12 protein-coding genes are annotated in these 13,039 nt (G+C 68.4%); 4 read left to right on the top strand and 8 right to left on the bottom strand.

The genetic code is table 11. From position 1 onward, the window contains the following. Positions 1 to 56: 56 nt before the first annotated feature. Positions 57 to 836 (top strand): SDR family oxidoreductase, encoded by a 780-nt coding sequence (locus tag ACE3RX_RS00665; protein WP_374479243.1) that lies wholly within the window; start codon positions 57 to 59, stop codon positions 834 to 836. Between the two features lie 13 nt (positions 837 to 849). Continuing rightward, positions 850 to 1,299, top strand: coding sequence for a VOC family protein (locus ACE3RX_RS00660; RefSeq protein ID WP_374479241.1), 450 nt, complete (start codon positions 850 to 852; stop codon positions 1,297 to 1,299). 57 nt (positions 1,300 to 1,356) lie between these two features. Here the strand turns inward: ACE3RX_RS00660 and ACE3RX_RS00655 are convergent, their stop codons facing one another. The 8 genes from ACE3RX_RS00655 to ACE3RX_RS00620 all read right to left on the bottom strand — a co-directional run bounded on the left by ACE3RX_RS00655 (position 1,357) and on the right by ACE3RX_RS00620 (position 11,532). Further along, the gene (locus ACE3RX_RS00655) at positions 1,357 to 2,397 is read right to left on the bottom strand and encodes an NADP-dependent oxidoreductase (RefSeq protein WP_374479239.1); all 1,041 of its coding nucleotides are present in this window, start codon (positions 2,395 to 2,397) and stop codon (positions 1,357 to 1,359) included. 149 nt (positions 2,398 to 2,546) lie between these two features. Then, positions 2,547 to 3,305, bottom strand: a complete 759-nt coding sequence (locus ACE3RX_RS00650; protein WP_374479237.1) for an SDR family NAD(P)-dependent oxidoreductase — start codon at positions 3,303 to 3,305, stop codon at positions 2,547 to 2,549. A gap of 169 nt (positions 3,306 to 3,474) precedes the next feature. Continuing rightward, the gene (locus ACE3RX_RS00645; protein ID WP_374479235.1) at positions 3,475 to 4,785 is read right to left on the bottom strand and encodes an SRPBCC family protein; all 1,311 of its coding nucleotides are present in this window, start codon (positions 4,783 to 4,785) and stop codon (positions 3,475 to 3,477) included. Between the two features lie 234 nt (positions 4,786 to 5,019). After that, positions 5,020 to 7,017, bottom strand: coding sequence for an FAD-dependent oxidoreductase (locus ACE3RX_RS00640; RefSeq protein ID WP_374479233.1), 1,998 nt, complete (start codon positions 7,015 to 7,017; stop codon positions 5,020 to 5,022). A 7-nt stretch (positions 7,018 to 7,024) separates the two neighbouring features. Beyond that, positions 7,025 to 7,798: a LuxR C-terminal-related transcriptional regulator gene (locus ACE3RX_RS00635; RefSeq protein ID WP_374479231.1), complete on the bottom strand. Its 774-nt coding sequence runs from the start codon at positions 7,796 to 7,798 to the stop codon at positions 7,025 to 7,027. 50 nt (positions 7,799 to 7,848) lie between these two features. Next, on the bottom strand, positions 7,849 to 9,339 hold the full coding sequence (locus ACE3RX_RS00630; RefSeq protein WP_374479229.1) for an FAD-binding protein: 1,491 nt from the start codon (positions 9,337 to 9,339) through the stop codon (positions 7,849 to 7,851). Positions 9,340 to 9,364: 25 nt separating this feature from the next. Further along, positions 9,365 to 9,781 (bottom strand): hypothetical protein, encoded by a 417-nt coding sequence (locus ACE3RX_RS00625; protein ID WP_374479227.1) that lies wholly within the window; start codon positions 9,779 to 9,781, stop codon positions 9,365 to 9,367. After that, a complete protein-coding gene (locus ACE3RX_RS00620) occupies positions 9,781 to 11,532 on the bottom strand; it encodes an FAD-dependent oxidoreductase (protein ID WP_374479225.1) in 1,752 nt (583 codons plus the stop codon). The genes ACE3RX_RS00625 and ACE3RX_RS00620 overlap by 1 nt, the downstream gene beginning before the upstream one ends. A 164-nt stretch (positions 11,533 to 11,696) precedes the next feature. Between ACE3RX_RS00620 and ACE3RX_RS00615 the strand changes: the two genes are divergently transcribed. After that, complete coding sequence (locus ACE3RX_RS00615) at positions 11,697 to 12,284, top strand: TetR/AcrR family transcriptional regulator (RefSeq protein WP_374479222.1); 588 nt, start codon at positions 11,697 to 11,699, stop codon at positions 12,282 to 12,284. A 38-nt stretch (positions 12,285 to 12,322) separates the two neighbouring features. Then, positions 12,323 to 12,769: a bacteriohemerythrin gene (locus ACE3RX_RS00610; protein ID WP_374479220.1), complete on the top strand. Its 447-nt coding sequence runs from the start codon at positions 12,323 to 12,325 to the stop codon at positions 12,767 to 12,769. Positions 12,770 to 13,039: the final 270 nt, after the last annotated feature.

Here is a 13,039-nt window from a genome sequence, read left to right as displayed (position 1 = left end):
AGGCCGGAAGCCGCGAGGCTTCCGGCCTTTCATCCAACAAGGAGGAGAAAAGCCGCATGCGTTTCGACAACAAGGTGGTGCTAATCACCGGCGCCGGTTCCGGGCTCGGCCGGGCGACGGCATTACAACTGGCCCGCGAGGGCGCCCGCCTGGCGATGGTGGATGTGGGTGCCGCATCCCTCGAGGAAACCCGCCGCCAGATTCTCGAGTTCCGGCCGGATGCGCCGGTCAGCCTGACGGTCGCCGACGTGACCGACGAGCCGGCGGTGGCAGCCTTCGTGGCCGACACGGTGGCCCGCTACGGGCGCCTCGACGGCTTCTTCAACAACGCCGGGGTTGAAGGCCGCCAGAACCCGACCGCCGACTACGGCATCGAGGAGTTCCACCGGGTCGTCAATGTGAACCTCAACGGCGTCTTCTACGGCCTCAAGCATGTGCTCGCCGTGATGCAGAAGCAGGGCTGCGGGGCGGTCGTCAACATGGCGTCGGTTGGTGGCATCCGGGGCGTTGGCAACCAGTCGGGCTATTCGGCCAGCAAGCACGGGGTGGTCGGGCTGACCCGCAATTCGGCGGTCGAGTACGGGCAGTACGGCATCCGCGTCAATGCGGTGGCGCCCGGCGCGATCATGACGCCGATGGTGGAAGGCTCATTGCGCCAGATGGGCGGCGACAACTGGGAGGCGGTCGGGCGGCAGTTCGTCAGCGCCAACCCGATGCAGCGCTTCGGGCGGCCGGAGGAGGTGGCGACGGTGGTGGCATTCCTGCTGTCGGACGAGTCGACTTTCATCAACGCGGCGGTCGTCCCCATCGACGGCGGCCAGTCCTACAAGTACTGAGGAGGGGCATGGGATGATTCGCGCAGTTCATCACGTGGCCCTGTCCACCGCCGACCTGCCGCGCCTGCAGGCCTTCTATTGCGACCTGCTCGGCTTCCGGGAGATTGCCCGCGCCAGCTGGAACGGCGACCAGGCCAAGATCGACCGGGTCATGGACCTGCCGGAAACCGCGGCGACGACGGTGATGCTGGAGCTCGGCCCACTGTGCGTGGAGCTGTTCCAGTTCGCGGCGCCGACGCAGCCGCCGAAGGTCGATGGCGAGCGGCCGGTGCACAAGCACGGCATCACCCACCTGTGTTTCGACGTGGATGACGTGGACGCGGAATACCACCGCCTGAGCGCCGCCGGCGTGCGCTTCCACACCCCGCCGCAGGATTTCGGCGTGGCCAAGGCCACCTACGGCCGTGATCCGGACGGCAATGTGTTCGAGCTGCAGCAGCTGACGGGCGGCTTCCACGCCTGAAATGCGAACCCCGGAGCGCCGCCTGGCCGGCGGTGCTCCGGGGTTTTCTTGTTTCGCTTAGAGGTCTTCGTCGGTCAGCTTGACCAGCAGCTTGCCGGTGTTGGCGCCGGTGAACAGCTTGGCGAAGGCCGGAATGGTGCTGTCGAGGCCGACCGAGATGTCCTCGCTGAACTTCAGCTGGCCGCTGTCCACCCAGCCCTTCATCTCGGCGATGGCGGCAGGGAACTGGTCCTGGTAGTAGAGCGTCAGGAAGCCCCGCACGGTGGCGCAGCGGGCCAGGATCTGCCAGTAGTTGTAGGGGCCGGGGATCGGGCCGCTCTTGGTGTAGTCGCCGATGGCGCCGCAGAACGCGATGCGCGCGAACATGGCCAGGTTGAGCAGCGCCGCGTCGAGGATCTCGCCGCCGACGTTATCGAAGAAGATGTCCACGCCCTTGGGGCACAGCTCGGCGATGTCGCGGGACAGTTGCTCGGTGTTCTTGCCCTTGTAGTTGAAGGCGGCGTCGAAACCGAGCTCGTCCACCAGCATGCGGCACTTCTCGTCGCTGCCGGCGATGCCGACCACGCGGCAGCCTTTGATCTTGGCGATCTGCCCGGCGATCGAGCCGACCGCGCCGGCAGCGGCGCTGATCAGCGCGGTTTCGCCGGGCTTGGGTTGGCCGATGTCGAGCATGCCGAAGTAGGGCGTCAGGCCCATCGCGCTGAAGATGCTCAGGTGGTAATGCAGCGGAAAGTCGGGACTCGGCTGGACCGTGTGGAGGATGCCGTCGGCGCCGATCACCGAGTAGTCCTGCCACGCGCTGCAGGCGTAGGCGACCACGTAGTCGCCTTCCTTGTGGGCCGGGTTGCGGCTCTTGACGACGCGGCCGAGGGCCGTGCTGCGCACCGGTGCGCCGATGGGGATCGGCGGGAAGTAGGTGCAGTCCGGCTTCATCCAGCTGCGGATCGCCGCGTCGAGGGACAGGTAGAGGTTCTGGATCAGCACCTCGCCGTCGGCGGGCTCGGGGACCGGGACCTTGCTCCAGGCAAAGTCGTCCGCCTCGGGGATGCCGTCCGGGCGGCGGGCGAGGGTGATCTGGCGGTTGAGGGTGTGGGGCATGGCAGTCTCCCGAGGGGGCGAATTCATTCGCCCGCGGAGGTGAATGGAGGGCCGTGGTGCATCATCGAGTGGGCTGGTCGAGTTCGGTAGGGGCGAATTCATTCGCCCACTGTGCGTGGATCGACCCCCCAGGGCGAATGAATTCGCCCCTACATCGCGGTCCAGCCGCCATCCACGGTCAGCAGCGCGCCGTGGACGAAGGAGGCCTTGTCGGAGGCCAGCCACAGCACCGCGTTGGCAACCTCGTCCACCTGGCCGAGGCGGCCGATGGGGTGCAGCGGCAGCAGGCTCTTCTCCAGCTCCGGCAGGTTGGGGTGGTTTTCCAGCAGCGGGGTGCGGATCACGCCGGGGCAGATCGCATTGACGCGGATGTTCTTGCCGCCGACCTCCACCGCCACCGTCTTGGTCAGGCCGGCCACCGCATGTTTGCTGGCGTTGTAGGGGGAGGCTCCGGGCACCACGGTGATGCTGAGGGCCGAGGCGGTGTTGATGACCACGCCGCCACCCTGCTTTTCCATCTGCGCGATGGCGTACTTCATGCACAGCCAGACGCCCTTCAGGTTCACCGCGATGACCCGGTCGAAGTCCGCTTCGGAGGTCTCGGTGATCGGCGCCATGTCGTTGTCCACGCCGGCGTTGTTGAGGGTGATGTCGAGGCGGCCCCAGGTCTCGACGATCTGGCGCACCAGGCTCTCGACCTCCGAAGACTTGGTGACGTCGAGGCGGAAGAAGCGGGCGGTGCCGCCGGCGGCCTCGATCTGGGCGACGGTGTCCTTGCCGCCGGCCTCGGTGATGTCGGCCACGGCGACGCGGGCACCCTCGCGGGCGAAGGCCAGGGCGGCGGCGCGGCCGATGCCGGAGCCGGCGCCGGTGATGAGGACGACCTTGTTGTCGAATTCTTTTTGCATGGCGGTTTCCGTTGGAGTGGGTTGCGGGTTGGGGCGGGGTTTGTTGTGGGGGAATTCATTCGCCCGCAGCGGTCGGGCCACGCGCAGAGGGCGAATGAATTCGCCCCCACAGGGCATCCCCCGCAGGTGCTCTGCCTGGCCTGCCCCCATGGGGAGCAGGCCGGACCGCTCAGCGGCGGCCTTCGATGTAGTCGTTGATCACTTCGTGCAGGCGGCGCACGCGGTCTTCCTGGCCGGACAGGTAGGCGTCCTGGTAGCCGCGGGAGTGCAGGCCGAGCTGCTGGGCCACGGCGACGCTCAGATCCTGGTCGGCGACGAAGCCGATGGAGGCCTCGCCGTGCAGGAAGGTCTCGTGCGGTGCCGGCTCGAACTTGCGCTTGCCGGTCGGGGTGTCCACCTCGTCGCGGCCTTCCACCGGCGGCATCATGACCCAGTGGTCGAACAGGCATTTCTCCGGATCGCTGGGGTGCGGCAGCGGCCGCAGGACCTGGAAGAAGTCGCTGGCCATGGTCAGCGTGGTGTTCGGGAAGATCGTGAAGTGGTGGTAGTCAGTCAGCTGGGCGTCCGACACGCCTTCATAGTGCTTGTGGCCGCGGGCGGGGCCGAGGGCGCGCTTCTGCTGCTGCAGCGCCACGCGGGTGTCGCGCACGCGGCCTTCGAAGGCCGCCGGGTCCAGGTCCCATTCGCGCAGGATGGCGTCCAGCGGCGGCTGCACGACGTTCACGCGGGAATTGGCGGAGGGCAGGTGGCCCTTCATCTTCATCACGTTGTGGCCGTTTTTGTACAGCTCGAACTCGGTGTTCTGGTAGGCGTCGTCGATGAAGGTGCCCAGCTCGCGGTGCAGGCTGAGGATGTGATAGGCCTCGTTGAAGTTGTCGTGGATGATCTTCCAGTTGCAGTCCACCAGGCCGGTCATCCAGTTGACCCGCGTCCAGTTGGCGGTCTGGTAGGCCTCCAGCTGATCGGCGACGACGCCCAGGTAGTCGCGCAGGGACGGGGCGTTCGGGTCCATGTTGAACCACACCAGGCCGCCGAGGGTTTCGCAGCGGATCTCCTTCAGCTTCATCTTGCCGATCGGGTTGCCCTGCGGGTAGTCCTCGGCGTCACGCACGTGGCGCACCACGCCGTCCAGGCTGAAGGCCCAGCTGTGGTAGGCGCACACCATGCGCTTCACACCGCACTTGCCGTCATCGGCAACCAGTCGGTTGCCGCGGTGCGGACAGACGTTGTAGAAGGCGCGGATCGTGCCGTCTTCGTCGCTGGTCATCAGGATGGATTCCGCGCCGATGTTCTGGGTCACGGTCGAGCCGGGCTTGGCCAGCTGGGCCGCCATGCCGCCGATCTGCCAGGTGCGGGTGAAGACGTGGTCCCATTCCTTCTGGGCGAATTCCCTGGAGTAATAGCGGTCGCCGGTGATCGGGTCGCCGCGCAGGAATTTGCCGCGCTCCTTTGCCTCTTCGATGCGTTGCTCGGTGCTCATGTCGTCCTCCTTCGGTGCCGGCTCGGGACCGGCCCTCATTGATATGGATGGTCAAGGTCTCGTCCGTCGGGGGACGCCCCGCCGTCTGTGCGGCGGTGACGTCTGCGATTCGGGCACGGCTCGGTGTGCTGGCTGTCCGGCCGTTCCGGTGACTTGTGTTGGCGGAAATACTACTCCAATAACAAACAATATAGTTGGTTTTTTATGTGGAGCCAGGCCTGTTTCGTCAGCGCCTCAGGCCGGCTGGCCGACCATCCTGTCGATGGCCATGCCGGCCAGCCGGCCTTCGCGCAGCGCCGTCGGCAGGAAGCGCGGCGAGCAGGCGTCGCCGATCAGCCGGAGCGGCAGTCCGCTGTTGGCCAGTTCGTCCGCCAGGTCCCGGCATGGCGCGTTGTGGGAGATGAAGACGACCCGCTCGGCGGCGACCCGGAACGCACCGGGCCCCTCGGGCGACAGGTAGGCCGGCAGCAGTTCGACGTGGTCGGGTCCGATGGCGAGGGCGCGGGTGCGCAGGTGCAGGTGGAAGCGGCCGCGAGCCAGGCGCTGCAGGGCCGGCTCGGCGGACAAGGCGGCCTCCATCTGGTGTGCAAAGGCGGCGTGGCGGGTTACGAAATGGACTTCGGCGCCGAGCGCGACGAGGTGTTCGGCGGCGGCGATGCCTTCGTAGTGGCCCACGTCGTCGATGACCACCGCGCTGCGGACCGCCCGCGGCGGCTTTTCAGTCAGCAGATCCCAGCTCGACAGCACGTGGGGGCGGTCGATGCCGGCGATCGGCTCGCCCGGGTGGGACAGCTGAATGCCGTCCATGCGCGGTAGTGAGCCGGTGGCCAGGATTACCGCCTCCGGTGCCTCCCGGCGGATGTCATCGGCGCCCAGGTAGGACGACAGGCGCACCTCCACGCCGAGGCGATAGATCTCCTGTTCGAGCCACGCCGCGATGTCGCCGATGCCGTGGCGCTGGGGCGCGCGGGCGGCGATGCGCAGCGTGCCGCCGAGCTTGTCGGCCGCTTCGGCGAGGGTCACCCGGTGGCCGCGCAGGGCCGCCACGCGGGCCGCTTCCAGGCCGGCTGGGCCGCCGCCCACGACCAGCACGCGGCGTGGCGTGACGGCAGGCTGAAGGCGGGCGTCCTCCAGGCTGTCCTCGAGGCCGACGGCCGGATTGACGGTGCAGCCCATGCGCGCCGCCGGGCCGAGCAGGCCGCCGACGCATCCCTGGTTGCAGGCGATGCACGGGCGCACCCGTTCCGGGTGGCCGGCGAGGGTCTTGCTGACCAGCTCCGGGTCGGCGATATGGGCGCGGGTTAGCGCGACCAGGTCGGCATCGCCGGCGCGGATCACCTGGTCGGCCTCTTCCAGGGTGCGGAAGCGGCCGGTGACGATGGCCGGTGCGCGCGCTGCGCGGGCGATGGGTGCGCTGGTAGCCATTTCGTAGCCGAGGGGCTCGTGCATCGCGCCGATCAGCTTGGGAAAGGCGTGGTAGTCGCCGAGGGAGACGTCGACGAAGTCGATCAGCCGGCGCTCCTCCAGCTCAGCCACCACCTGCTGGACGTCGCTAACGCCGATGCCGCCGGCGGACAGGTCCGGGGCCATCCGCACGCCGACGGCGAAGCCCGGCGACACGGCGCGGCGCACCGCCGTCACCACTTCCAGCAGGAAGCGCATGCGGTTGGCCAGGCTGCCGCCATAGGCGTCGTCGCGCCGGTTGGCGTTGCGGGACAGGAACTGGGCCGGCAGGTAGCCGTGGGCGCCGTGGATCTCCACGCCGTCGAGGCCCCAGGCTTCGCATTGCCGCGCCGTGTCGGCGTAGGCGGCGACGATCTCGTCGATCATCGCCTGGCTCATCGGCTGCGGCGTCACGCCTATCGTCGGGCTCGGCACGTCGGAGGCCGACCAGGGCGGCGAGCCGTCCACCGGCAGCGCGTTGTGGCCGCCGTGCCAGAGCTGCTGGAACAGCTTCATGCCGTGGGGGCGGACGGCGTCCACCAGCTTGCGGTAGCCCTCGCCGATACCGGGGGTGAACACGTTGAGGGTCGCTGGCGTCGTCGGGTGGACCGACAGGATCTCGATGATCGACAGGCCGACGCCGCCTTCGGCGCGGGCCCGGTGGTAGCCGATCAGCGCGTCGCTCATCGTGCCGCCGCCGAGGTTGGTGGCGTGGGCGGTGCGCACGACGCGGTTCTTCAGCTCGACGGAGCCGAGGCGGAGCGGGGTATGGATGTGGGTCAGGGCCATGGTGGGCTCAGAACAGGCGGATCAGGCCGAGGGTGCAGGCGATGGCCACCGCGTGGCTGCGGTTGCTGGCCTGCAGCTTCTTCATGGCCTTGCCGAGGTGGAAATGGACGGTCTCGCGGGAGCGGCCGAGGATCAGCCCGATCTCCTCGTCGGTCTTGCCGCGGGCCACCCACGACAGGCACTCCAGCTCCCGTGGCGACAGGGTGTCGGCGGCGGCCTGAGCGTCGCGCTTGCGGGCGGCGCTTTCGAGGGCATCCGCCCGGGCGATGAAGGCGTGGGAGATCAGCCAGGTCTCGCGCCAGGTGTCCCGGTGGCGGCGGCGCAGCGCGGCTGGGTCGTGGCCGAACCAGGACACGTAACCGGTCTTGCCGCCGGGGCGGTGCACCGGCACCGTCACCGCGCCGTCGGCGCAGTCCCGGTAGGCCGCCAGCGTGTCCCGCTGCGCGGCGTCGAGGGCTTCGCCGCGCCAGGTCTCGCTGTCCGGGTCGGCGTCCCACAGGAAGGCGTCCATGCTGCGCCCGCAGCGCCGGGTAACCGGGCAGTGCAGGGCCAGGCGGTCGTCCTGCCAGTGCTTCAGGGTGTCCGTCGACCAGCCCATGTCGATGGCGACGAAGCGGCCGTCCTCTGCCAGCGCCAGGCGGGTCTGCTCCATGTCCACCTGGAAGGCGGCGCGTTCCCAGCCCAACGCCGCGGAGTACTCGGCCAGCAGGCGCCCGGCCGCGGCGAGGGAGGGGCTGGTGGCGAGGCCTTCGCGGAAGCGGGCGGCGGTGTTGCGGACCATGGCAGTCTCCTTGGTCACGGGGGTGGGAAAACGGGGCTGGGGCGGAGGTGTCAGCCGGCGCTGGCGGCCAGGCGTCCGGCGACGCGGCCGAAGAACGAGCCCGGCCCGAGGCTGAGACCGCTGGCGTAGTCCTTGCCGTCGCGGGACACGCTGGAGGCGCAGGCGCCCGCCGCGTAGAGGCCGGGAACCACGGCGCCATCCACGCCGATGACTTCCGTGCGGGCGTTGGTCTTGAGGCCGCCGAGGGTGATGAACAGATACACCGACTTGTTGAAGGACACGTCGAAGGCGGCGTACGGCGCGGCGGTGAGGGGCTTGATCCACTCCGGGTGCTTGTGCAGCAGCGGGTCCTCGCCGTTCTCCGCGTGGCGGTTGTAGTCGTCGAGGGTGCGCTGCAGCGAGCCCGGCGGCAGCGCCAGGCCAGCTTCCATCTCCTCGACAGTTTCCCAGCCGTCCACCAGCGTGTGGTGGGAGAAGTCCGTTAGCTCCGGGTAGGCGAAGATCTCCGAATCGAGGATCAGGTAGGCGAAGATCTCCGAATCGAGGATCAGGTAGGCCTTGCGGCCCGGTTGCTCGGTGATGAAGGCGGCGGTGCGGCCGTGGTAGGAATCCTCGGCGACGAAGCGCTCGCCGCGGGTGTTCACCAGGATGCCCTTGATGAGCTGGCTCGGTGGGTAGAACGAAGCCGTGGCGATGACGCCGCTCATCGACTGGGTGGCCGCGCCGGCCGACTGGCCGAGCAGGATGCCGGCGCCGTCGTTGTAGGGCACGCCGAGGGGCTCGGAGTTGCCGAGCATGTGCGGCATGTGGGCGGCCAGCAGTTCCTTGTTCATGTTGTAGCCGCCGGTGGACAGGATCACCCCGCGGGCGGTGCGGGCGAAGCGGTCCTCGCCGGTCTTGCGGTAGCGCACGCCGACCACGCGGCCGTCGTCGTCGATGACCAGCGCCGTGACCTGGCTGTCGAAATGGGTGCGCAGCTTGGCTTCGGCGCAGCGGGCCAGCAGGGCTTCCATCGCCAGCGAGCCGGCGTTCTCGCCTTCGCGGGCGACCTTGTGGCCGCGCGGGGCGGGCTTGGCGACCTCCCGGTAGGGCCACACCTTCTCGTTGCCGGTGCTCATCAGGCAGGTGGTGGTGGTCAGGAACACCGCCTTGCCCGGGAAGTAGCTGCGCTCGAAGGGCACGCCCTCGGCTTCCAGCCAGTCGAAATGCTCGACGCAGCCGTCGCAGAAGGCGCGGATGATCTCCGCGTCCGGCGACACGCCGTTGGCCATCAGGAAGTCGTACATGGCCTGCGGGGTATCCTCGTAGCCGGCGGCCTGCTGTACGGCGGTGCCGCCGCCCAGGTAGAAGATGCCGGACGACAGGGCGCTGGCCCCGCCGCCGGCGCTGGCGCGTTCGATCACCAGCACGTCGGCGCCGGCGCGCTGGGCTTCCAGGGCCGCGCAGGCACCGGCGATGCCCATGCCGACGACGATCACGTCGGCTTCGTCGTTCCAGCGGTCAATCTGCGCGGCGCGCAGGATTTCGGGGGGCTGCGTCATGTTTTGTCTCCGGTGTTTCTTGTTGTCAGTTGTTGGCGGCGCCGGCGGCGATCCAGCGGCGCAGCAGCTCACGGGTGGCGTCGTCGAGGGGCGGCTGGCCGAAGGGCATGCGCTCCCCGCTGCCGCCGGCGTCCAGGTGGGTGCCGTCCAGTTTGTGCATCAGGTAGCTCTTGTCCGGCGCGCCGGGCGCGACCCGCTGCAGTGGGCTCTCCACCGAGGCCACCTTGACCAGGGAAGCGTAGGCGCCGCCTGGGTGGAGCTTCATCTGGCCGGCTTCCTGGCCGGTGAGGTGGCAGGTCGCGCAGTTGGCGCGCAGCACGGGGGCGACGTCGCGGGCGAAACTGACAGAGGCGCTGACGGCGGGCGCGGCGGCCCCGGCACCGGCGGATGCCAGGGCCGCCAGCGCAGCGACCGCGAGGGTCGCGAAGCTGGCGGGGCGCATCAGGCTGCAGCTCCGGTGGCGTGCAGGCCGGCGATGTAGCCGAAGGTGAGCGCCATGCCGATGGTGCCGCCGGCGCCGTAGTAGGCGCCGCGAGCCGGGCTGGCGATGCAGTTGCCGGCGCCGTAGAGGCCGGGGATCGGCTTGCCATTGGTGTCGAGCACCTGGGCGTGCTCGTTGATCATCGGCCCGCCGTTGGTGTCGAGGGCACCCGGGGCGAGGATGAAGGCGTAGTACGGACCCTGCTCGGTGAACGGGTGCATCGTCACGTTGGGCATCGGGTTGGCGGGCTGGCTGCTGCCTTTGCGCACCGGCGAGAACAGGGCCTGCCAGTCCTTGTCGTAGTCGTGCGCGCCGCGGTCGAACTCCAGGTCCTTGCCTGTCTTCGCGTAGCCGTTGAAGCGGCCGACGGTGTCGGCGAGCTGGCTGGCGAAGTCCGCTTCCAGCTTGAAGCCGCCGGTCTTGTCCTGCAGCTTGTCGAGGCGCGCGGCGATGTTGGCGGACAGCTCGGCGAGGCTGGCGCCCTCGATCAGGTGCGGCGAGGCGCGGCGGTCGGCGGGGATCGGGAAGGCGCCGCCGAAGGCGTCCAGGCTGCGCCCGTCGAAGATCATGAACTGGAACTGGTTGGGGTACTCCTTCTTCACCGGATCGAAGACGAAGTGCACCTGGGTGCGGTCGTTGTAGTTGATCTTTTCGTTGACGATGCGCCGGCCGTACTTGTTGACCAGGATCATCGAGTCCCCCGGCAGCACGAAGGCGCCCATGCCGATGGCGCGGTTCTGCAGGGCTTCCTCCAGCACGACCTGGGTGCGCCAGGCCGTGTTGAGGCTGCCCATGCGGGCACCGGCAGCGCCGGCGATGGAGATGAAGTCGCCGGTCGAGCCGGGCATTGCGCAGGCGCCATACAGGCCGGGCTGGTGCAGGCCGACCAGCTCGGTGTTGTGGGCGAAGCCGCCGGTGCCGAAGACCACGCCGCGGCGGGCCTTGATGCGCACCAGCTTGTCGCCGTGCATGGCCTCGATGCCGACCACGCGCTCGCCGTCCTTCACGACGCGGGTGACCCGGTGTTCGAGGAGGATCGGCATCTTGCGGGCGGCCAGCCACTTTTCCATCTGGCTGGCCAGGCTGCCGCCACCGACGCTGGAGCCGGCGCCGGCCGCCGGTTCGAGAGCGCGGCCGCGGGAGACCTTGTTCTCCGGCAGGTGGTCGGCATAATCCGGGGCGTACTTGTCCACGAACCACATCTTGAATTCACGGAAATGCACCGCGTCCAGCTTGCCCAGGTGCTCGATCATCTTCGAGCCCTTGTCGTAGAAGGTCTCCAGCAGGCGGTAGTCGTGCGGGTCGAGGCCGAGGGTCGGGCTGTGCGGCGTGTATTCGCGGGGGTAGGCGTAGCGGGCCAGGTAGCGCAGGCAGTCGAGCTTGTCGTCCTGGATGCCGCGGGCGCGCAGGAAAGGGTTGTTGGGAATCCAGGTGACGCCGCCGGACTTGCCGGTGGTGCCGCCGGGCAGCGGCATCTTCTCGACCAGGATCACCTTGGCGCCTTGGCCGACCGCGGTGACTGCAGCAGCGCAGGCGGCCGCGCCGGAGCCGACGCAGACCACGTCGGTTTCATGGTCCCACTTCTGGGCGGAAGCCTTGGCTGCCTCGGCGGCAGAGGGCGCGAGGCCGAGGGTGGCCAGGCTGCCCGCGGCGATGGCACCGCGCTTCAGCAGGTCGCGACGGGTGGACTGCTTGGGGGTAGTGCTGCTCATCACGTTCTCCTTTGGATTTTCGTCTTGGGGCGGGCCTTGTCCGGGGCCTGCCGAGTCTCCAGCGCGGTGCGTGTCCGGTTCGTCCGGAGCTTTGTTGCGCCGCGCCTTTTTTTATTTACAACACGTGTTGTAAACTAGACCAAGCCTGATTGAAGAGTCAACACATGCCTGCACCCGTCGACCACGAAAGCCGCCGCCGGCAGATCGCCCGCATCGCCACCGACATCATTTCCCGTGTCGGGCTGGACGCGGTGACGATGCGCCAGATCGCCGCCGAGGCCGGATTCAGCACGACCATCGTCACCCACTACTTCGCCAACAAACGCGAGCTGCTGCTGTACACCTACCGCTCGTCGGCGCTCGACGCCCAGCAGCGGGTGGACGAGGTGCTGGCGCGGGACCCGGCCGACTTGCAGGGCAGCATCGAGGCGCTGCTGCCGCTGGACCCGGCCCGGCTGGGGGAGTGGAAGGTCTATTTCGCGTTCTGGCAGATGGCCCTGGTGGATGCGGATTTCGCCGCCGAGCAACGCTCCCAGGCCGAGAACGCGCGTTCCATCCTGCAGCGCGTGCTGGAGGCGCGGGTTGCCGCCGGGCGCTGCCGCGTGGTGCCGGACGACGTGGGCACCGCCGCCCGGCGCCTGCTGGTGCAATTGCTGGGTATCGCCATCCATTCCCTTTTCGACGCGACGGACTGGTCGGGGGACGGGCAGAAGGCCTATCTGGCCAAGGAGCTAGCCGCTCTGGGATACTGACGCGGTAAAGCACAACACAAGATCACTAGGAGACAGCAATGAGCGAAGAAACGAACGGCCTGCCGTGGACCGACAATTACCTGCTCGGCTACACGCCGATGGACGACACCCACCGGGAGTTCGTGGACGTGGTGAACGCCATGCTCACCTGTGCCGACGACGAACTGGCCGGCAACGTGCGCGCCTTCATCGAGCATGCCGAAAAGCATTTCGCCGACGAGAAGGCGTGGATGGAGGCGAGCGACTTTCCGGCCACCGATTGTCATGTGGACGACCACAATGCGGTGCTGGGCTCGGCCCGCGAGGTCGAGCCGCTGGTGGCTGCCGGCAACATCGCCATCGGCCGCGAGTTCGCCGCCGAACTGGCGCGCTGGTTCCCGGGCCACGCCGACTACCTGGATTCCGCGCTGGCTCACTGGCTGGTCAAGAAGAGTGCCGGCGGCAAGCCGGTGGTACTGCGCCGCAAGGTGACGCTGCCCGAGTGAGGCTCCCCCACAGGCCCAACCCCAGCTCGGGGAGACGCGGGCCCACGTCGGAAGACACCGTAGGGGCGAATTCATTCGCCCTTCGCACGTGGATCGACCACTGCGGGCGAATGAATTCGCCCCTACAACCCACAGCGTGAGGCGCTGGACAGAGAATTTGTCTCCGGTCGCCCCTTGGTTTTTGCACCGAAGCGGAGTAGTCTTAAACAAACAAAATTGTTTGTTTGTAAAAATGAAGACGCAGCCGGACCGGTGACGCCGCGCGAGGCT

The organism is Zoogloea sp. (genome assembly GCF_041914405.1).
In the GTDB taxonomy this organism is placed as follows: domain Bacteria; phylum Pseudomonadota; class Gammaproteobacteria; order Burkholderiales; family Rhodocyclaceae; genus Zoogloea.
This window is presented reverse-complemented; position numbering and strand designations above follow the sequence as displayed.

Excerpts from the sequence above, each read along its gene's own strand:
- ACE3RX_RS00655 (WP_374479239.1), bottom strand. The coding sequence starts at position 2,397 with ATGCCCCACACCCTCAACCGCCAGATCACCCTCGCCCGCCGCCCGGAC.
- ACE3RX_RS00620 (WP_374479225.1), bottom strand. The coding sequence starts at position 11,532 with ATGAGCAGCACTACCCCCAAGCAGTCCACCCGTCGCGACCTGCTGAAG.
- ACE3RX_RS00650 (WP_374479237.1), bottom strand. The coding sequence starts at position 3,305 with ATGCAAAAAGAATTCGACAACAAGGTCGTCCTCATCACCGGCGCCGGC.
- ACE3RX_RS00615 (WP_374479222.1), top strand. The coding sequence starts at position 11,697 with ATGCCTGCACCCGTCGACCACGAAAGCCGCCGCCGGCAGATCGCCCGC.
- ACE3RX_RS00660 (WP_374479241.1), top strand. The coding sequence starts at position 850 with ATGATTCGCGCAGTTCATCACGTGGCCCTGTCCACCGCCGACCTGCCG.
- ACE3RX_RS00625 (WP_374479227.1), bottom strand. The coding sequence starts at position 9,781 with ATGCGCCCCGCCAGCTTCGCGACCCTCGCGGTCGCTGCGCTGGCGGCC.
- ACE3RX_RS00630 (WP_374479229.1), bottom strand. The coding sequence starts at position 9,339 with ATGACGCAGCCCCCCGAAATCCTGCGCGCCGCGCAGATTGACCGCTGG.
- ACE3RX_RS00610 (WP_374479220.1), top strand. The coding sequence starts at position 12,323 with ATGAGCGAAGAAACGAACGGCCTGCCGTGGACCGACAATTACCTGCTC.
- ACE3RX_RS00665 (WP_374479243.1), top strand. The coding sequence starts at position 57 with ATGCGTTTCGACAACAAGGTGGTGCTAATCACCGGCGCCGGTTCCGGG.
- ACE3RX_RS00640 (WP_374479233.1), bottom strand. The coding sequence starts at position 7,017 with ATGGCCCTGACCCACATCCATACCCCGCTCCGCCTCGGCTCCGTCGAG.
- ACE3RX_RS00645 (WP_374479235.1), bottom strand. The coding sequence starts at position 4,785 with ATGAGCACCGAGCAACGCATCGAAGAGGCAAAGGAGCGCGGCAAATTC.
- ACE3RX_RS00635 (WP_374479231.1), bottom strand. The coding sequence starts at position 7,798 with ATGGTCCGCAACACCGCCGCCCGCTTCCGCGAAGGCCTCGCCACCAGC.